Genomic DNA, 19,788 nt, shown 5'->3' with positions numbered 1-19,788 from the left:
TGCTCCCATGAAAACTCAAAGACTTTTTCAGATTCTAGATTATTCTAAATCCTCCTGACTCCTGACTCCTGACTCCTGACTCCTGCTGTAACTGATAACTGTTAAAACCTTCTTTCAAACTCAATAACTGCACGACTATCATCTGTTAAATTTGTGGAAGCACGGATACGAAACTCTTCATTTACTCGGTAATTAATACCCCATTGAAAAGGGTCACTGGCTGTCAAAATTTTGATACTGGAAATAGAAAATTTGCTGGAAATATCGACACCAGCTTCTAATGCTAATTCTAAAGTCGAGTTGCTTTTACTAGCTTCAGGTCTATCAGAAAGAATAGTAGGAAATAAACGCAGTTCACTTAACCCAAAAGCATCACCAATTTGGTTAAATGCAGATTGAAAGTTATTGAAAACAGCCGAACCAGCAATATTAATTAAACCTAATGTACTGTCACCACGGCCTTGGGTATCGACAAACCCACCTCCTAACAAAGTGACGATTTCTGTTTGTGAGCGTCTGGGACTGCTTTTCAATTCTAAATTATCATTTAGCTTGCTCGCTGGACCTTTGACGGTGGCTTCAACTTGCACACTTTCTAATGCGGATAATCCTGTAGAAACTTGTCTGCTGAGTTCACTGGTTTGGATTCCATCTAATACTTTAGCAAAGAGATTAATATCTAAGTCAGGGTCACGGGGTTGAGAAGTTCTAAACGTTGCGGTATGTTTATAGTTACGAGCTAAATTGAATTGGGTTGTAAATAAATTTACCCCACCTTTGGTTAATTTGATAGTTCCTTCAGGAATAGGGTCACTTAAAGAACCAGTAAGATTTAAATTGCCAGATGCTAGGAAGTTGAAAACTGGTGGACGGGCAATTTTTACGTTTTTTCCTAACTTTATTTCTAAGTTATTTAACTTTGTAATTCCGCTGTTAACATCGTTGATTTTGTTTTGTTTTTCAGCTGCGAGAAGTGATGATTCAGAACTATTCTTAGCTACGGTAGAGGTGCTAGATTCTGTTAATAAAACTTGGCCGTTAAATAATTCTATATTACCACCAATAGCTGGCTGCAATACAGAACCAGTAATTTGTAAATTACCACTAGCACCACCTTGATATAATGACTTGAGATTTAAGGCTAATTTTTCCAGGTTGACGGTGAGAGGATTATCTATTTTTATATCTTGACTGTTGAAAATGGGAATTTTTCCTGCGGCTTCAACTTTACCATTACTAAACTGCCCTTGGAGATTTTCTACTAAGACTTTATCAAAATCAAATTTTGCCTTTCCAGAAACATTTGTTAGCTTACCTGGTAGAGCTTGGGCTTCAAAGGTGGCATTATTAAGAGAGGCAATTCCTTTAACTAATGGTTGTTGTCTTGTTCCCCGGACAGTCAGGTCTATTTCTCCTTCACCACTCTCAAAGGCTATCTGGTTAGTGAACAAGTTTAATAGTGCTAATCCTTCATCTTTTACTTGTACATCTAGACTAATTTGGTTATTATCTGGTTTGACAGATGCAAAAGGTAATTTATAGGGGATGTTGCCTGTAATATTGACAGGTTCTGTCCCAGTAGCTATAACATGACTGCCAAAGTTTAAGCGTCCATTTGTATAACTGAAACTGGCAATAGCTGATTCTATTTGTTTTTGATTGAGTGTTCCTTCTGTGATGTCTAATTGTCCTCTGGCTTGAGGATTGGCTATACTACCTGCTAATGCAGCATCAATATTGAGATTACCTGTAATCCCGACTGGTAATTTGACAAAGTTATTTAATAGTCGGATTGGGAAACGTTTCACTGTTAATTTTCCTGATTGTTCTTTACCAGTGATATTACCAGTGAAAGCTACTAGTCTTTCTTTAGATGCAATGCGTAAAGGTTGTAAACGCAAAACGCCTTTTTCAAAACTACCTTCAGCGATGACTTTATCAGCACGATAGAAACGATTTGGTTCTGTTTCTCTACCCCAAGTAAAGTTTTGTCCTTGTAAGTTAAACTGTAATGCCAATCCGTTGACTGTGGCAGTATTAATGTCAATTTCTCCGTTGAATATTCCCTTTAAGTCTGTTAAATCTGGGATGGGTTTGGATTCTAAAAATTTTTCTTCTTGTAATGCTAGGAGTGCCTTAATTTCCGATAGACGCTGAATTTGACTAAATAAAGGTTGTTCTGATAAACCTGGCGGGTTGGTTGTTAAATCCGCAGATGTACCGTAAGTTGGTGCTGCTAAACCTCTTTGTAGGCCTTGGAGTTCAAATATTTGAGCAACTGTGAGTAAATCTTGAATGTTGCCTTGGTTGATGTTTATTTTGGCTTGCAGCTGTGGTCTGGTGGTGGTTTGTTTGAGGGTACCATCAAATAGGTAGCGGCTTTGGTCTTTGGTAAATTCGCTCCTCGTGAAGGTGGCTATATTGTTGTTGTAGTTAAATTGAGTTGTGAAGCGATCGCCCCTAATTCTAGCAAGTTTTGGTTGTGCGATCGCAATATTTCCCCTCGCTGCTAATGTCTGTTGATTAATCTGCAAATCTCCAGTTAACAAACCAGCTAATGCACCTTTACCCAAAAAAGTATTATTAGGTAAATTTAAATTTAAGGCTTGTAAGGGGAAGTTATTGACTTTAACTGCCCAATTATCTCCTTTTGCTTGACCTGTAGCTGATGCTTGCTGCCACTGCACTAAAAAAGCATTAGCTTGATTATTAGAATTTAAATTAGCTGCTAGTCTCTCGCGTTTACCTGCAACATCCAAATTCAACCCCCCACCCTGCACAAAATTGATATTACCAGTTAATAATGGTTCAAAGGCAAATTTCTGAACTTGTAAATTTCTTAAACGCAGAGTTCCCACAACATTTGGTCCAGTTGGCTTCCCTGTAATTTGTCCCCGAAAATCTACTCTTCCTGTCACATCTACAGCATTAGGGAATTTTAATGGTAATTGTTCCAGGTCAAAATTCTGAGCTTGCACATTCAGATTTAATTGAGTAATTTCTGGTATTCCTGGTTGTTGAGCATTAGCTAAAATATAACCACCAGCATTTAAATTTGGAGTTCTGGCTTGGGGAATCGTAAGTTGTTGACCATTCCAAGATATTGCTGCATTTAAAGGAGAATTAATTCCCGGAATACCCCTACTAAACTGCACCTGACCAGCAGCACATACATCAGCTAATTTAGCAGAACCCAAAAGACCTGCAACTTGTAACTGACCAGCAAATTGACCTTGTAACTGTTGATTGAAACGATTTAATTCCACACGTGAACCAGCAACTACAGCTTGGTAACGACCATTAGCTACTTGAAAGTTAGCCGCTGTAACTGTTCCTCCAGCCAGATTTAGCCGTCCTTGACCTGTGGCTTGAATAGTTTCTGGTTTAAAAGATTCAACCGAACCTGCAACATTGAACTGACCTACTAATATTCCTTGTAGTTGGGGTGGAAATGTTGCTAATTTCTGTAAAGGTAGATTTTTAGCTTGAATTTGTGCCTTATAACGACCATTACTAACTTGAATATTCTTAGCGGTAATTGTGCCGTTATCAACTTCTAAACTGCCTTCACCAATAGCACCTAAACTCTTAAGGCTGAAATTTTCCGTATTACCTGCAATGGTGAATTTTCCTGCAATGGGATTATTTAAAATCGGGGGAGACTGTTTCAATATCTGCCCTAAACGCACATTATTTGCTATCAAGTCAGCAACAAAATTCTTATCTTCCCACTGAAGACGAGATATAGCAATTCTGCCATCAGCAACGTTAATACCAGCCCCTTCCGAACGAATATTAGTCACTTTAAAAGGTCTAGAAATTCCTGATAGCACTAACTTACCGTTAAATTCTGCCTCTTTTAACGAGATATTTTCTAGTTTTTCTTCTTTCATAAATGGTGTTAACTTCACACTAGAAACTTGAGCAACAGTTTGCCAACCTTGAGGATTATAACTGCCATAACCTCGCACCACATTACCAGCAATATTGACAGCAACATCACGGAAGGAAATAGTGCGGTCAGAGTTAATAATGGTTTCACCACTAGCAGCGTAGGTAGCTTGTGGGGCGTCCCATTTTACCAAAGTTTGGACATTACCAGGGAGACCGTTAATGTTAGCTGTGGCTGAAATAGTACCGACTTGGAATGTAGGTTTAAGATTATAAAGTTGTGCGATCACATCCCCTGGAACATTCTTAGCTGTTAAATTAACATTCATTTCTGGGGAGTTGCCAAGTTTAATTATTCCCCCTCCTGTCACACCACCACCGAATGTAGTCTGTCCTTGAATATCCTTGAGAGTAATTATAGCATCACGACTTGAAAGTTCAAATTTACCACTAATTTCTTGGAAATCAACTTTATCAACTTCAGCAGTTTTGATATTAGAAACTGTACCAGAAAGCACCGGAGCAGAGATTTTACCCAATATCTGCAAATCTGCCTTGACTATACCACTCAAAGGAAAAGGCGACTTAACATTCAGCGTTTCTAGGGCATGGGATAAACTCACCGCATTGACACGACCTGCTAATTTAAAACCATTTTCCCTATCAATTAAACCTGTAACAGCTAAGGGAATTTTGCCATAGTTACTAACTACATTATCTAGCTCTATTCCCAACCCTTGAAACTTGACATTTCCCTGACTGTTACTTAATGGTTGAGTTACTTTGGGTATTTGCAGCGTTACCCCTTGCAAAGCAGCACTACCATATAACAAAGTTTGCTGCCCTGGTATCAACTGAATTTGTAAATCACCATTGACTCGACCTGTTTGCAAATCCAGTGGCAACTTAACTAAACGAGTAACATCTGCGGCGAGTAAATCTTTCCCTCTGAGCTTTAATTTACCTTCTAATTTTGCTTCGGGGCGAATATCTCCTTGCAGAAAAATACTACCTCCATTCTCTGGTTTTCCTGCTAAATCAAACCTAATTAATCGGTTATTTTCTATCAGTCGAGCAGTTCCATATATTCCTGATAATACTACAGGGACTGGGGATTGGGGACTGGAGACTGGGAACTGGGAAATAGATATTTCTCCTCTTTTATCCTGTGTCTTTGTTACCTGATTTCCTACTAACACCAACTTGGCATTACGAAACCGCAGTTTATCTAAATTGGTTTTAATTAACCCCTGTTTACCAGCTGGACCTATGGTAGTTGTGATCCAACGTTGTTGGTCATCTTGTTGAATATAAATATCTGGGTTAATTAAGGTAACTTCTAATTGAAGACAGTGATTAACAACCAACTGCCAAGGATTAAAACCCACATCTACAGCTTCTATCGTCGCCTGATCTGTATCCGTAGGTGTTGCTGGTATTGCAGAAGCGGCAAACCTTACCCCTGTCAGAGAAAATTCTTTTACCTGTCCAAGTTGGATGGGACGGTTGAGAGTATTAGTCAGATTTTTTTCTGCCAATGGTGCTAACTCTTTTTGGATAAAATCCCGTAACCGCCAAACACCACCGATAATTAAGAGTAGCAGGAATGCTCCTAGAGCAATGCCACCACGACTCAATATCATCAACCATAGGCGTTTAGAGCTTTTAGTTGGGGTATAATAATCTTGACTGGAAGAGTTAGACATTGATTTTCAGTTTTTAACTGCCCGATTTATTTGGCAAACTGTATAACTGATAGCACAATATCAAACTGTGCCACTTCTAGGATACTGTTCTCAGTGACCAGTTACCAGTTACCAGTTGTCATTGGTTATTCTCCCCTGTTGCCTGTTTCCTTTTCCCTGATTAAATAAAAATAGTATATATAGACCTCAAAGGTTGGATGATGCGTGTTTTTGTACTAATTTTCAATGTTGGCACTGATAATGAAGGGATTCACTCGATTCGAGTGGGTAATCGCAATAAAATCATGATGTTTGAGTCGGAAGATGATGCCACACGCTTTGCTTTAATGTTAGAAGCTCAGGATTTTCCCACACCTACACTTGAGGGCATGGATGCTGAGGAAATCAAGGAATTTTGTAAAAGTGCGGGGTTTGATTGGGAAGTTGTTCCAGAAAACGGTGATTTAATCATGCCCCCGGAATTGAATGTGGAAGAGACTGATTGGAAACCAGATTCTGAAACCGAGGATAATGATGATTCCTTCCGTCCTAGTCCAGCAAGTGAGACTGTACAGGAAATTCCTAATTCTGAACTAGACAGTATCCGTCGCAAACTAGAAGGTTTATTGTAGTTAGTTATTAGTTATTAGTCATTAGGAAAAGGGAATAGGGAACAGGTGAAAATAACAATTGATAACTAAGAGAAAAATGACAAATTTGCAGGAACGCGGGCATCTTTTGACGGAACAGGTAAATCCCAATAGTTTAAATTTAGACCAACTTAATGCGCTGGAGTTGGTGGAATTATTTAATCATGAAGATGAAAAAGCTGTAGCTGCTGTTGCTGGCGCTAAAATTCAGTTAGCAGGAGCTATTGAACGCACAGCGGAGCGTTTGCATCAAGGTGGACGTTTATTTTACATTGGTGCGGGAACTAGTGGCAGATTAGGGGTGTTGGATGCGGCTGAGTGTCCTCCAACGTTCTGCACACCTCCAGAGTTGGTACAGGGGATTATTGCTGGTGGTGCTGGGGCGCTGTTACGCAGTTCTGAGGGGTTAGAAGACCTAGCTGAAGATGGAGAAAGTGCGATCGCCCAACGTCACATAACTCAACTTGATGTAGTCGTCGGTATCACCGCTGGAGGAACTACTCCCTATGTTCACGGTGCCTTAAACGCTGCCCGTCAACGCGGTGCTTTAACTGTTTTTATAGCCTGTGTTCCTGCTGAACAAGTAGATTTTGATGCTGATATTGATATTCGCTTGTTAACTGGTCCGGAAATCTTAGCCGGTTCGACTCGTTTGAAAGCTGGTACTGCGACTAAACTGGCTTTAAATATCCTTTCTACCAGCGTGATGGTGAGGTTGGGTAAAGTTTACGGTAATCGGATGGTTGATGTTGCGGTAACAAATCAAAAGTTGCGCGATCGCGCTTTAAGAATTTTACAAGACTTGACCGGTTTAAGTCGAGAAGCAGCCAGTTTTTTACTTGAACGCAGTGGTAAATGGGTGAAACTGGCTTTGTTAATGCACTGGACTGATTTAGATAAAACCGCTGGTGAACAACTTTTATCCGTACATCAGGGTAATTTGCGTGCTGCTGTTGATAGTTATAAAAAAGAGAAATAGGGATATATCTTAGATCCCCCCAACTGTTGAAAAAGGGGGGCTAAATTCTTCAAAGTCCACTTTTCAAGGGTTAAGACTTTTGATGGAGAAAGTGATCCTTTAGGTCTTGACTATATTCTTGATAAAGATATAGTCATCAGAACCTTTACCAGCAAAGGAGAACAAAGAGGAAGAAACCCAGATGCGAGTGTGGTAAGTCCATCTTTCTTTATGGAATTCTAATGTAACAACTTACGGTGCTGTGATTGAACCGATTCAATTAGCTGTAGAAGTAACATCCACAAATTGGGAAGATGAAATTGGGAAGATGATTATGTTGATAAATTAGAAGAATATGAAAATTTAGGAATTAAAGAATATTGGATTCTGGATTATTTAGCTATTGCTTCTAGGAGTTATTTAGGCAACCCTAAAATTACCGACCGTATTTGTTTATGAATTGGTTGATGGTAAATATCAAGTAAGAGCATTTACAAGAAACGATAAAATTATTTCTCCTACTTTTCCTGAATTAAACATCAAAGTTGAGCACATTATCAATGCTAGTCAAATTCATAATTTGTGATAAGTAGGTGGGCGGAAAAATTTATAACTATGTCAAGGCGAATGCAGCAAAGGGAGATCAAGCAATCCCAAGGGTTTCAAGTAATTTACATTTTGTTACATATTTATGTTTCTTTGTTTTTACCTACTTATCTGAACAATTTAGATTAGAATAGGACTTACACAAGTGTCACACTCAAGTCTCTTGTAAGGTGCGTCAAATGTTTTGAAAATCTGTTGATACTAACCAACTTATAGGTATGATGCACCCTAATAATATGCCAGTTGCGTAAGTCCTGTAGAAGTTTACCAAAGATAGCAATATTTTAGTCAAAGTCAAGCCCAAAAATCTAAAGAACTATAATTAGTACTATACTGTTAGTATATTTTTATTCTTTATTAAGTTTAATAAAAATGCGATCGCACTCCTGCAACTGCAAAAGAACACCCTATGTTTTTAAACTAAATAGTCAAAATCTAGGGAAAGTATTTATTGAATTTTCTAAAACCTATGCCAGGAAGCAGATTTGAACTGCTGACACGAGGATTTTCAGTCCTCTGCTCTACCAACTGAGCTATCCCGGCGCGGGCTTCTTTTATGTTCGCCACCATTAATAAATTTAGCAAAAGAAAAAGGATATGTCAAGTAGGTTGCCAAAAGAACTTTTAAGCTGCTTTTATCCCTAACTTAACCCAGGTGAAAACGACGACGAACACCAGGAACTGCACCAAAACAATACTAGGGCCAGAAGCTAGGTTAAACACTCCAGAAACCATAATTCCAGCGATGCTACTGCTGGAACCAACAAGGACTGACATAAGCAAAAACCAGCTAAATTGATCAGTCACCATTTTAGCGGTGGCTGCGGGAATTACTAAAAAGGCGTTTACGAGTAAAACCCCGACGGCTTTAATTGCTACGGCTACGGCTAAAGATAGCAAAATCACAAACCCATAACGATATAATTTAACAGGAACGCCTTGTACCTGGGCAACATCTGCGTTAAGGGTTAACAAAATTTGCGATCGCAATGTTGATAATAAAAAAATACCGCTACCCACAAGTACCAGCAGCGTCAAAATTAAATCTATAGCATCAATAGCTAAAATATCGCCAAATAGTACAGCCATCAAGTTTCCGCGATATCCTTTAATCATACTGGTGAGGATGACTCCGATCCCTAACGCCCCTGATAGAACTATACTAAGAATACTATCACTAGCTAAATCCGTTTTGTCAATTAGGTAGAGGACAATTACACCGAAAATTAAGGTAAATGGCAACAACATCCATGTAGGATTTATGTTTAATAACACACCTAAAGCCACACCTACTAACGCCGCATGGCCTACAGCGTGACTAAAAAATGACAACTGGCGCAAGGTAACAAAACAGCCTAATAAACCACCCAGTATTCCCATTAATACAGCACCAATAATGGCACGTTGCATGAAAGGAAACCCTAGCAATTCCACTAAACCATGACTATTTGTAATAGCTAACAAGTTGCTTTGAATATCAACCAATAAATTCATATCTCTGTTTTACAGTAATTTTTATCTATCCTGTAAATAGATTATCTTTTATTTCATGACTAAATATTCAATTTTAAAGCATATATTTACACCTGAAAAACTCTTATTCTTTAAAATCAAGTTAAGAACAAATCATGATTCAATCTAATCCACCAATTACTTTAAATAGCAATATTCTTGAAGCCATTCCCAATAAACTAATCAGCACAGAAAAACCCCAACGCATGGCAGAATTTTTTAGCTTTTTAGGAGATGCTAACCGCCTGAGAGTTCTTTCCATATTAGCAAACAAATAATTTTGTGTCAGTGATTTAGCAGCCTTACTAGAAATGAGTGAATCCGCTGTTTCTCATCAACTGCGAAACTTACGCGCCATGCGTTTGGTCAGTTACCGTAAACAAGGGCGTAATGTTTTCTATCGCCTCCACGATAGTCATATTTTCCATCTTTATCAATCTGTAGCTGAACACCTAGATGAAAAAGATTGACAGTCAGAAGACAAAATTCAACCCCTTCGGGGAACTGAAAATTCAAAAAAGGTCAATCTTGAAAACACAAAAGGTAGCAGTTATCAAATTTTAAATTTTGTTGGCGGTAGCCTGCCGGAGGAACTATTTTCAGTTTTTAATGCTTGTGTTGATAACGAGTAAAACCGGGTCCATAAGTTGCTAAAAGATTTTGCGGTGAAAGGGCAATTTCTGGCTTACCAGTACATACTACAGTTTGATTAAGACAGAGGACGCGATCGCAATGACGATTTACCATATCAATATCATGGGAAACCTGTAAAACAGTCCAACCCTCTTCTCGTTTTAACTCATTTAGTAAAGCATAAAAATCAGCTGCACCTTGCATATCTACCCCAGCAAAAGCTTCATCCAATACCAATAATTTTCGTGGTGTTACCAAACAATAAGCCAATAACACCCGCTTGAGTTGACCACCGCTAAGAGTCCCAATAGTCTGATTTCTTAAACGATATATATTTGTTCTGTGTAAAGCTGCTGCTATAGCTGCTGTTTTTTCTGTATGTTTTTGCCAAAAATTGGGGAATAATAAATTTTTTTTGTCACCTATTACCTGTTCCCTCTCACCTATTCCTAGTCCTACTAACTCAGTCACAGAAATAGGAAAACTACGATCAAAAATAAAATTTTGTGGCATATAGCCCAAAAAATGTCGTAAACTTCCTAACCTGGCAATGGGACGACCAAAAATTTCTATTGTCCCAGAACGTCGGGGAATCAAATCTAATATAGCCTTAACTAAGGTACTTTTACCAGCCCCATTTGGTCCTACTATCGCTGTATCTGTTTCAGGAAATAATTCAAAGGAAACATCCCGTACAGCGAGGAAGTTTCCTTGATAGACAGTTAATCCCTCTACTTTTAATATTGGCAATGTGATTGCTTGCTGGTCGTCAGTCATTCGATTTTGGATTTTCGATGGATGTTACGGATAAATCAGAAACTAATTAGCGGTCTAAATTAAAAATTACGTTTGCGTAGCCTGCCAGAGGCACTATTACGAATTACTTACATCCTGTTGCTAAATTCTTTAAATTATCCTTCATTGCCTGAAAATAATACTGGGGGTTTGTTTCACCATTTTCTAGAGAATTTAGAGGATATACAGTTAACTGCAAATCTTGTGAAAGGCTGGTCAGTAATTTGTTATCTATTCCTGGTTCACTAAATAAGGCTTTAACTTTGTACTTTTTAACTGCATTAATAGCATTCTGCACATCCGCTGGTGAAAGTTGGTCTTCAGGAATTTCTACAACTGCCATTTGTTTGAGATTATAGCGTTTGGCCATGTAGGGAAAGGCATCATGAAAAGTAATAAATGTACAATTAGGGGTCTTTTGTAAAGTCCGCCGAAATTCATTATTTAAGTTGTCTAATTCCTGAATATAAGCCGCTGCATTAGCTTCATAAGTTGTTTTATTTCCTGGATCAGCAGTTATTAAACCATCCCGAATATTGATGACTTGCTGTTTAGCAAAAACTGGATCTAACCAAACATGAGGATTTCCCGCAGTGTGTTCATATTTGTGGTCTTTCTCGTTTGTTTCCTCCACGGGAGAAATATCATTTATCACTTTAATACTTGTACTGGCATCAATTTCTACTAATTTAGTATTTTTGGCATTCTTAACTGTTTCTGTGAGAAATGCCTCTAAACCTAAGCCATTTTTTACCAAAACATTAGCTGTTGCGATCGCTTTTACATTATCTGGTGTCGCCTGATAATCATGTATATCCGTACCTGGTGGCACTAAAATCTCCACATCTGCTACATCTCCAGTTACGGCTTTTGTAAACAAATACACGGGTAAAAATGTTATCACTACTTTTGGTCTCTCCTGCGTATTATTCTCTGTTTTATTGTTAGATTCTTTACAACTTAAAATACCCACTGACAATAATAGCAGCGTCATTAAACCCAGGATATTGCTTCTTCTGCTCCTGATTGTGAGTTTTATATAATTTCCAAGCATTGATTTTTCCCTCCTTAATAAATAATCCTGCTTTTCTGTGTATCAAGATTTCTGTTGGCAAGAACAAGAAGCCAATCTTACACTTATAATAATAATCATTATCACCAAATATTAGCAACAATATCATGCAATTTTGTCAAAATTTTACTGTGTCTGTAATGACGACAAAATTTTTGCAGTCCATAATACTTTTTTGATGTTATTTTATAGATTTATCAATTCATCACGATTTCTTGACCTACTGGTAAAAAAATGGTAAAAAAAATCGCTTAATTAATAATGTTATTATTTTAAGAATATTTATTAGTAGCTTTACCCTGCTATATATGTGGGACAGGTGTGAATTGTAAACAGGTGTGAGGAAACTATGCAAAAATTCTGGGCATATCTATTAGCAAGTCCGGCAATTTGCGGTGCGATGCTTTCTATGGGGACGGGTCCATCAGCCGGGGAAGTAACAACGACAACGGAAACTAGTGAACCAATTGGAATTACTAATCTAACGCCAAAACTTGGAAAAATTAATCAACAGGAGTTGATATCACAAGTAACATCAGTATCTGAGTTATCAGACGTGCAATCCACAGATTGGGCATTTCAAGCTTTGCGATCTTTGGTAGAACGTTACGGTTGTATTGCTGGCTATGCCAACGGTACTTATCGTGGTAATCGTGCTATGACAAGGTATGAATTTGCAGCCGGGTTGAATGCTTGTTTAGATCGAGTTAACGAATTAATTGCCACTGCTACTGCTGATCTAGTAACAAAACAGGATTTAGCCACACTGCAAAAACTACGAGAAGAATTTGCGGCTGAACTAGCAACCTTGCGGGGTCGTGTAGATGCGCTGGAAGCCAGGGCTGCTGAGTTAGAAGCCAATCAATTTTCTACCACCAGCAAATTGCAAGGGCAACTAGTCGCCGTCTTCAGTGAGGTTTTTGCTGGTAACAGTGGTGACAATAAAAATAGCACTCTAGGCGCACGGGCGCGGATTGAATTTGTCAGCAGCTTTAGTGGTCAAGATACGCTGTTTACCAGAATTGAGAGTAATAATATCAATAGCCCTATCAGCAGTCCACAACAGGGTAATTTGTTTTTTGCTGGTAGTGGTACTAACGATACTTTCTTAGGTACACTGTGGTACAAATTCCCAGTAGGTAACAAAACACAGGCAATAGCTATTGCTACTGGCGGTGCAGCAGATGACCTTACCAGCACAATTAATATTTTTGATGGTGATGGTGATGGTGCTTTGTCCACCTTTGGTACACGCAACCCAATCTATAACCAGATCAGTGGTGCAGGTTTGGGAGTAAATCACCAGTTCAACAAGAATATAACCTTAAGTTTAGGGTATTTAGCAGGTACTACCGACAATCCTGCCTCAAACCCTGCCTCTAAAAATGGTTTGTTTGATGGACCCTATGGTGCAATGGCACAGTTGACCCTCAAACCATGTGATCGCATTGCCCTTGGTTTAATCTATATCAATTCCTACAATCAACCAATACTCACAGGTAGCGAAGCTGCAACATCTGATATTAGCAGTGAAGCATTTTCCAGTAATTCTTACGGTCTCCAAGCATCCGTTGCCATCAGTGAGAAATTTGTATTGGGTGGTTGGGCTGGATATACCCGGAGTCAAGTGTTAACAAGAGAGAAAGGAGATGTAGACATTTGGAACTATGCCGTTACCCTTGGTTTTCCAGACTTGGGTAAAAAAGGTAACTTAGCTGGTATGATCCTGGGCATGGAACCGAAAGTTACGAGTTCTAGCACCTCAGTGGTGTCTGAAGACTTAGATACCTCATATCACATTGAGGCATTTTATCAATACAAAATTAGTGACAATATCACAATTACCCCTGGTGTTATTTGGATAACAGCACCAGACCATAATGATACTAATAATAATGATGTGGTAATTGGTGCTTTGAGAACCACCTTCAGTTTCTAAACTTCAATATCATCATTCTGAAAAAAAACCAGCCCCTCCCACAGGGCTGGTCTTAAAAAACGTTGTTCGTGTTGTCTTCTCAATAGAGTCAAAACCAAATTGCGCGTTCCCAAAATGCAACGGGCAACTTTTCTTAACAAGATTGTAACAGTCAGTACAGATTTTTCATGTAAAAATCTCAAAAAATATCTGTCCTTAGGTGAGTCGGTCTTTATATTTGTGGGGGGATGGGGACTGGGGACTGGGGAGAGTGAGGCAATAAATAATCACGAATTACGAATTATTCCCGGTTGTCCCCAAATAATAGTTTCTTGCTTGTAAACCACAAGCCCTGGTTTAGTACCTTTGGGTTTGTAGACCCGGTTGGATCGGGTGTAAACTACTGGTACTTGGTCACTTTGACGGGCACGACTAAAATAAGCAGCAAGATTGGCAGTAAATTGTAAATCTGTTTCTTCAGGAACTTTACCCGGTTCTAGACGTAGTAGAACATGACTCCCGGGGATTTCTTGGGCGTGAAACCACAAGTCATAATCTCCTGCGACACGAAATGTGAGATAATCATTTTGCTTGTTGTTCCGACCAATTAAGACTTCAAAGCCGCTGGGAGTGCGGTAACAATGAAAGTTGGTACTTGCTCTATCGGTTGTGCTTCTGCTGCGATATTCTAAGGCTTCTAGATATTTTTGTCCAATTAGTTCATCACGGATTTCTTCTAGTGCTTGCAAATCTGCTGCTGTTTGATATTGATCAATTTGGGAAATTGCAGCTTCTACTTGTTCCAAATAGTCAATTTCTGTTTGCACTTCCCACAGCAATGGTTCGACAGCAGCACGGGCGCGTTTAAGTTTTTGATGTTGTTTATAAAGTTTTTGGGCATTTTGGACAGCGTTTTTATCTGGTTGAAGTGCGATCGCCATTGGTTGGTTTGTCTCAAAATCTGCCAGGATAATTTCCTTCATCCCCGGTTGCCAGTTTTGCAGATGCGCCATTAACAAATCAGCTTTCTGCCGATATTCATCCGCTTGATCTGACTGTTGTAATCTGTCTTTAAATGTTTGTGCCTTACTGCCTAACTTACCCAGAATATTTTGTAACTTCTGACTTAACTGATGGCGTAGTTGGGAAAATAACTGTTGACGTAACTGGTCGGTGTAATACTGGTTGAGTAATTCTTGAATGTTGTTGGCTGGTGCTACTTCAGCCCAACCCATCACCGTATAGCCATTTTCAGTCCCAGCGGGTTGGAATTTACCAGTTTCTAAAGTTTGTAGCCATTTTTGCCAACACGCAAATAGTCTATCCCAATCATCACCAGTTAAAGCATCTGTGCTTGTATCTGTTGCTATATTCGCAGTCAGCAACATCGTATCTAACAAAGCCGCACTCAAACCACTATAACTTTTCAGTAACTGTCGTTTAATCCCTCCCGGTATCAAACTGACTCCTTCTTGCCAGCGTGCTTGAGATTTCCCCAAACTGGGAATAGTTCCCGTAAGTTTTGGTGGCGGTTCATAAGGCTGTCCGGTTTGGATGGGACGGACGCTAGATTGCTGCTGACTAACTTGATGCGCAGCGGTGATAATTTCATTTCTAGCATCTGTGAGAATAGCATTACTATATTTACCCATTACTTCGACGTACAGGTGATAAAGTGCTTCTTCTCCTGGACGACGGGCAAATTTTAAATCAACCACTCGTTCCCAAGGGGCGATAAAATCAATAGCAACTAAGGCCAACCCACCCAACTGATGAATTAGTTGTTGGCTAAAAGTGAATGTGTCTGGTATGCGTGGTGGTGGTTCACCAATACAAATGCGTGTAGCTTGGGGATGCCAAGAAATATCTAGCCAATCCCGCCTTTTCATAGTCCGTAAGGCTATGGCAATAGTATAGCGATCGCGCTGGAAAACCTGTTCTGTTCGCGCAGGTAGCCAATTAGCCCGTAGTTCACCACAGGCAGCTTTGAGAGTTGTAAAATCAACTGGTTGCAAAACAATTAGTCATCCGATTTTAGATTTTGGATTTTGGACGTTCGGGAGCCTTAGTCGAACGATTTTGGTTTTATTCCTCGGATGAATCCGATGGTTTATACCATTAAGGAATTATTGGTAACAATAATATAGTTTTTTCTTTTTGGCTCAGAGCCAAAAAGAAAACCGTCAGATATTCCGATTTCCTTCAGAATCATTCTAACGGTCTAACACTTTTTCCTGTTATTGCCACGGTGAAGGAATAGCAGTGGTTGACAGCACCTTGTCTGCCATTAACCTCAAAGCTGTTTTACTACAGTTCGGGCAGGTAATTTCCAGATACTGTGAAGCTGTGACATCTACCTCACTCAAAAGACCTTGTTTACAATGCCAGCATTCAAAAATCACTCTACTAACTGGTTCATTACAATCTAATATCTTAATGTGTTGAGAAGCCGTTGGTTCACTGTCCAGTTTTCTGGGCCTGGGGAATTTTTTGATTTCTTGGACTTCCATCGTTTTTCCTGCTTGACTCTCTATATAACTGTACCCTCTGCGCTGGGAGTGAACAAAGTTAAACTCATCAGTTTTCGCACTTGATAGGAAAAAAAGGCTCAACACCCCATAAAGTATATGATTTTACCGTAATATTTAATACAAAGCAGATGTTACTACTGAGTGGTGTTGTCAACGATATAATTATGTTTAATAACTCACTGAATAACACTATGTCCATTAACATCATTAAAGAACATATTGAGATCACTCCTGGTATTTGTGGAGGAAAACCTTGCATTGCTGGACATCGTATCCGAGTGCAGGATATTGTAATTTGGCATGAACAAATGGGAATGTCTCCCGATGAAATTCTCTACCATTATCCTAGCATTACCTTATTTGATATTTATGCTGCTTTGCCATATTATCATGATTATCGAGAGTAAATTAACCAACAAATTGCACAATCAGAGGCTTTGATTTAAGAAATCCAAGCACAAACTCCTTCGATTTTGGAGGAAAAGCTGAAAAAACGCGATGACTGAGAGAGTTAACTTTCAGATGTAAGTAATGCAATTACATTAGGTTCACGTCGTGGAAGAATTGATGTGACTACGACTCCAGAAGTCGGATTAACTGGTGTATCAGACAGAGAACAAATTGCTTTTGCCTTATCTGAAAACCCTACCTTGATTACTCAGAATGATGATTATGTCATACTTAATCGTGGCGGAATGAATCATGCAGGAATTACTTATTATGACCAAAGACGCCGCCGTTCAATTTGTGAAATTTTAAATACCTTAGTTCTGATTTGGGAAATACTTGAACTAAAAGATATGAAAAATTAGTTGAAGTTTTTATGAGATTAAAGCAAACGGATAAATTAATTCAACATAGTCATTTAATTAAAAAGATGATCACTACATGATTTTTCCGTAGTCAATTTTGCTTGAAAGATACGTAGAAATACGATTAATTTTGATACACTAGATGATTTAATCTATATCTATATTAAATTAGACTAAGTAAAAACTTGTAATACAGAAAATCTTATACTCTTCTATTCTCGTTTAGGCTAGTGAATCGCTCAACTAGACTCAAAGCTTTGGTTAGTGGTCTTTAGAAGATTTTTTGGGACTGTTGCAAGATGTAAGTTTGCAAAGTTAACTCGATATTCTTAGATACATTTCTCTTTTGTATAGATAACAGAATCACAATCAGGAAAAGAAGTTCAAATAACATTCAAGATAATAACTCTAACCTAAAAATACAAAGACCAATTCAAAAAATTATCCTTGGAACTCCAGGAACTGGAAAAAGCCATAAAATTGAATATGAAATCATTCCAAGTTTCGGAATAGAAAATTCAGAAAATGTTGTCAAAACAGTTTTTCCCCCAGAATATACTTATGGTTATGGGTAAACTTGTGCCAATAACAAAAGGTAAAAATGTTAGATAAAAAAAGTTTTCTGAAGGTGATCTTGCGATGGCTATTACTAAATAGTATCAAAAGATAATCGAAAAATATCAAGATATAATCAACAATATAGATTTTAAAAATTAGAATAAGGAGAAAAAGAGGAAAGAATTAAACAGGCTCATAAAGATGCTTGTAATGAAGCCCACAAGGTTATTTTAGTTATAAAATTAATTGAGGTAATTATTCAGCTATTTTCGGAACTATTTTTCAAGTTTTAGATATACAAGATAATGGATGGTCATCTTATTTAATTAATATTAGACAAGTTGAACTATTAAGTATACTTCAATTATTAGGTGTTGCACAAATAGAATTAGCAGGTAATAATTCCGAATAGGAATTTCCAGTTGAATCAGAGAGAAGAAATCTATTTTTTAAAGTATAGTTGATTTCTTAAATATGAGTATTAAAGATCGCTAAATTAAAAATCCTCCTAATCCTAATGTCTCAATTCTTGGAACCATGAATGAATACTTCTGATAATTCTATTGACTTTATGGATAGTTCATTTAGACGCCGTTGGGAATGGGAATTTTTAGATTGTGTGAAAGTAAACCTGAAACTACAAACTATTCAGAATTTGATGTTGACAATTGGCGCAAGTTAGTTAGACAGATTAATATTTTCATTAAGAGTCATCATGATTCAGTTAGAGGAATGGAAGATAATCAAATCGGATATTACTTCATCAAACTACTAGTCAGTTCTATAGATACCCAAAATAAATTAATGTTCTTTGTATGGGATAGCGTTTTTAGTCGAGATAAAAAACAATTAATAGATTTTTTATATATATCAATATCCCAACTAGTTAAATTTGGAGATTTCACTAAATTATATAACAAATTGATTATAAATATAATGGCTTTTACTTCTGAAGTATAGGAATATCACAAGCATAAATTATCATGGATTTTTCAGAACTTAAGCTAGTTACATTAGAAGAAAGAGAAAGAGGGGATAATTTTGTTGGTATTCGTAAATCATCATTAACAAAAAGCCTTTGATTTTGTCTTCATAATGGTCTTGATAAAGATAATAGTGATAGTAATTTCAAGCAAATAAACGATCTATTTCTCAAAAATAACCCTACCTTAAAATAACCGTACCTTTAATAAATTTGAAAAAGATACTAAGCATAGTGAAAAATTTAAAATAAATCAACCTGAATATCAAAAAGAATAATATCAAACTACTCTTTCTTCCGGTGGAGTTACCTTTGAAAGAAAGAAAGAATGGAGAACCTTGTGTTATCCATAGTAAGATTAAATTAAAATGATTGGGCAAGTTCTGCTTATAATGATTTAGCAATTGATGCTATTCAAAACCAGATTAGTCGTACTGATCAAATTGAATTGATTATTCTCAAATTTATAAATATTTAGATAAAGCCATTTATTTAGATGATAATATAATTCATGTTGAAATAATGAGTTACCTACGCTCATGAGTTAGTTACGAAAGCACGGATTTAAGTGATATATACTGCTTTATTTACGATGAAATTTTCCAGCAGTTAGAGGAAGATGCACGTGATAATATTAAACTTCTTACTCAAGATATTAAATTGTTTGCTGAACGATTTAAAGATAGCTACTTAAGTAATAACCAGTCTATTTATGATGGTGACACTTATGCTGCAATAATTAATATTTTGAAAGAATCACTTGAGCAAATAGATCATCATACTTTCTATAAACATGCTGACTATTGGGAACTTTACGAAGCTATGAAAACTTTTTTGGACAACTAGATTCAAATAAAAATGACGGAGAATATTGGCGATTTAAAGGATTTTCTCTAGTTTGGTAAGATATATGTAATACATACTTCTTTAGCCAGTACAAAAATCATATTTGCTATGCTGACATGGATATAGTGTTAAGAAGTTTTGATAATTATCAAAGAATAAGTGAACAAGAAAATAGAGTAGGTAATTATTGTACTCGTGATAGTTCTAAAGATTGGGGAGGATGGATTTATATAACAACTTCCAATATTGAATATCCTGAGCAAAAAGGATATTTTGGATGGAATCGACTATTGGGACTTAAACAAAAGTTAAGAGTAAAAAGGAGTATAATGTAATTTC

14 protein-coding genes, 1 tRNA gene and 1 pseudogene are annotated in these 19,788 nt (G+C 37.5%); 9 read left to right on the top strand and 7 right to left on the bottom strand.

Annotation, left to right across the window (positions count from 1 at the left end; all coding sequences use genetic code 11):
• Nucleotides 1-101: 101 nt before the first annotated feature.
• Nucleotides 102-5,597 carry a translocation/assembly module TamB domain-containing protein gene (locus AAZO_RS21790; RefSeq protein ID WP_013192840.1) on the bottom strand — a complete coding sequence of 1,832 codons (5,496 nt, stop codon included), beginning with the start codon at nt 5,595-5,597 and terminating at the stop codon, nt 102-104.
• A gap of 200 nt (nt 5,598-5,797) precedes the next feature.
• On the opposite strand from AAZO_RS21790, the gene AAZO_RS21785 reads away from it, so the two are divergent.
• Nucleotides 5,798-6,208 (top strand): DUF3110 domain-containing protein, encoded by a 411-nt coding sequence (locus AAZO_RS21785; protein WP_013192839.1) that lies wholly within the window; start codon nt 5,798-5,800, stop codon nt 6,206-6,208.
• 76 nt (nt 6,209-6,284) lie between these two features.
• Entirely contained in the window at nt 6,285-7,205 is a 921-nt protein-coding gene (gene murQ / locus AAZO_RS21780; RefSeq protein ID WP_013192838.1) for an N-acetylmuramic acid 6-phosphate etherase, read from the top strand.
• Between the two features lie 1,055 nt (nt 7,206-8,260).
• Here murQ and AAZO_RS21775 read toward each other — a convergent pair.
• Together AAZO_RS21775 and AAZO_RS21770 are read right to left on the bottom strand one after the other, a co-directional pair.
• Nucleotides 8,261-8,333, bottom strand: a tRNA-Phe gene (locus AAZO_RS21775).
• Nucleotides 8,334-8,414: 81 nt separating this feature from the next.
• The gene (locus tag AAZO_RS21770) at nt 8,415-9,284 is read right to left on the bottom strand and encodes a metal ABC transporter permease (RefSeq protein WP_013192837.1); all 870 of its coding nucleotides are present in this window, start codon (nt 9,282-9,284) and stop codon (nt 8,415-8,417) included.
• Nucleotides 9,285-9,508: 224 nt separating this feature from the next.
• Between AAZO_RS21770 and AAZO_RS21765 the strand changes: the two are divergent.
• Nucleotides 9,509-9,772, top strand: a pseudogene (locus AAZO_RS21765) (ArsR/SmtB family transcription factor).
• Nucleotides 9,773-9,908: 136 nt separating this feature from the next.
• On the opposite strand, the gene AAZO_RS21760 reads toward AAZO_RS21765, so the two are convergent.
• A complete protein-coding gene (locus AAZO_RS21760) occupies nt 9,909-10,712 on the bottom strand; it encodes a metal ABC transporter ATP-binding protein (protein ID WP_013192836.1) in 804 nt (267 codons plus the stop codon).
• A gap of 103 nt (nt 10,713-10,815) precedes the next feature.
• Complete coding sequence (locus AAZO_RS21755; RefSeq protein WP_013192835.1) at nt 10,816-11,784, bottom strand: metal ABC transporter solute-binding protein, Zn/Mn family; 969 nt, start codon at nt 11,782-11,784, stop codon at nt 10,816-10,818.
• A gap of 367 nt (nt 11,785-12,151) precedes the next feature.
• Between AAZO_RS21755 and AAZO_RS21750 the strand changes: the two genes are divergently transcribed.
• Nucleotides 12,152-13,741, top strand: coding sequence for an iron uptake porin (locus AAZO_RS21750; RefSeq protein WP_013192834.1), 1,590 nt, complete (start codon nt 12,152-12,154; stop codon nt 13,739-13,741).
• Between the two features lie 266 nt (nt 13,742-14,007).
• Here AAZO_RS21750 and AAZO_RS21740 read toward each other — a convergent pair whose 3' ends face one another.
• Together AAZO_RS21740 and AAZO_RS21735 are read right to left on the bottom strand one after the other, a co-directional pair.
• Nucleotides 14,008-15,735, bottom strand: a complete 1,728-nt coding sequence (locus AAZO_RS21740; protein WP_013192832.1) for an Rqc2 family fibronectin-binding protein — start codon at nt 15,733-15,735, stop codon at nt 14,008-14,010.
• A 222-nt stretch (nt 15,736-15,957) separates the two neighbouring features.
• On the bottom strand, nt 15,958-16,230 hold the full coding sequence (locus AAZO_RS21735; RefSeq protein WP_013192831.1) for a hypothetical protein: 273 nt from the start codon (nt 16,228-16,230) through the stop codon (nt 15,958-15,960).
• Between the two features lie 149 nt (nt 16,231-16,379).
• Here AAZO_RS21735 and AAZO_RS21730 point away from each other — a divergent pair, with 149 nt between their 5' ends.
• From AAZO_RS21730 to AAZO_RS21710, 5 genes are all read left to right on the top strand, one after another.
• Nucleotides 16,380-16,658 (top strand): DUF433 domain-containing protein, encoded by a 279-nt coding sequence (locus tag AAZO_RS21730; RefSeq protein WP_228371352.1) that lies wholly within the window; start codon nt 16,380-16,382, stop codon nt 16,656-16,658.
• A 129-nt stretch (nt 16,659-16,787) separates the two neighbouring features.
• The gene (locus AAZO_RS21725; protein ID WP_041641816.1) at nt 16,788-17,063 is read left to right on the top strand and encodes a DUF5615 family PIN-like protein; all 276 of its coding nucleotides are present in this window, start codon (nt 16,788-16,790) and stop codon (nt 17,061-17,063) included.
• A gap of 1,099 nt (nt 17,064-18,162) precedes the next feature.
• Nucleotides 18,163-18,303 (top strand): hypothetical protein, encoded by a 141-nt coding sequence (locus AAZO_RS35830; RefSeq protein WP_187289554.1) that lies wholly within the window; start codon nt 18,163-18,165, stop codon nt 18,301-18,303.
• A gap of 960 nt (nt 18,304-19,263) precedes the next feature.
• Nucleotides 19,264-19,449 (top strand): hypothetical protein, encoded by a 186-nt coding sequence (locus tag AAZO_RS21715; RefSeq protein WP_041641813.1) that lies wholly within the window; start codon nt 19,264-19,266, stop codon nt 19,447-19,449.
• Between the two features lie 116 nt (nt 19,450-19,565).
• Entirely contained in the window at nt 19,566-19,784 is a 219-nt protein-coding gene (locus tag AAZO_RS21710) for a hypothetical protein (RefSeq protein WP_041641810.1), read from the top strand.
• Nucleotides 19,785-19,788 lie beyond the last annotated feature (4 nt).

Origin of the sequence: 'Nostoc azollae' 0708, from assembly GCF_000196515.1 — a bacterium.
Classification (GTDB): Bacteria; Cyanobacteriota; Cyanobacteriia; order Cyanobacteriales; family Nostocaceae; genus Trichormus_B; species Trichormus_B azollae.
Note: the sequence above shows the minus strand (reverse complement) of the source record. Positions and strands in the feature narration are given on the sequence as shown.

Excerpts from the sequence above, each read along its gene's own strand:
- AAZO_RS21790 (WP_013192840.1), bottom strand. The coding sequence starts at position 5,597 with ATGTCTAACTCTTCCAGTCAAGATTATTATACCCCAACTAAAAGCTCT.
- AAZO_RS21785 (WP_013192839.1), top strand. The coding sequence starts at position 5,798 with ATGCGTGTTTTTGTACTAATTTTCAATGTTGGCACTGATAATGAAGGG.
- murQ (WP_013192838.1), top strand. The coding sequence starts at position 6,285 with ATGACAAATTTGCAGGAACGCGGGCATCTTTTGACGGAACAGGTAAAT.
- AAZO_RS21770 (WP_013192837.1), bottom strand. The coding sequence starts at position 9,284 with ATGAATTTATTGGTTGATATTCAAAGCAACTTGTTAGCTATTACAAAT.
- AAZO_RS21760 (WP_013192836.1), bottom strand. The coding sequence starts at position 10,712 with ATGACTGACGACCAGCAAGCAATCACATTGCCAATATTAAAAGTAGAG.
- AAZO_RS21755 (WP_013192835.1), bottom strand. The coding sequence starts at position 11,784 with ATGCTTGGAAATTATATAAAACTCACAATCAGGAGCAGAAGAAGCAAT.
- AAZO_RS21750 (WP_013192834.1), top strand. The coding sequence starts at position 12,152 with ATGCAAAAATTCTGGGCATATCTATTAGCAAGTCCGGCAATTTGCGGT.
- AAZO_RS21735 (WP_013192831.1), bottom strand. The coding sequence starts at position 16,230 with ATGGAAGTCCAAGAAATCAAAAAATTCCCCAGGCCCAGAAAACTGGAC.
- AAZO_RS21730 (WP_228371352.1), top strand. The coding sequence starts at position 16,380 with ATGTTACTACTGAGTGGTGTTGTCAACGATATAATTATGTTTAATAAC.
- AAZO_RS35830 (WP_187289554.1), top strand. The coding sequence starts at position 18,163 with ATGAATACTTCTGATAATTCTATTGACTTTATGGATAGTTCATTTAGA.
- AAZO_RS21710 (WP_041641810.1), top strand. The coding sequence starts at position 19,566 with ATGGATATAGTGTTAAGAAGTTTTGATAATTATCAAAGAATAAGTGAA.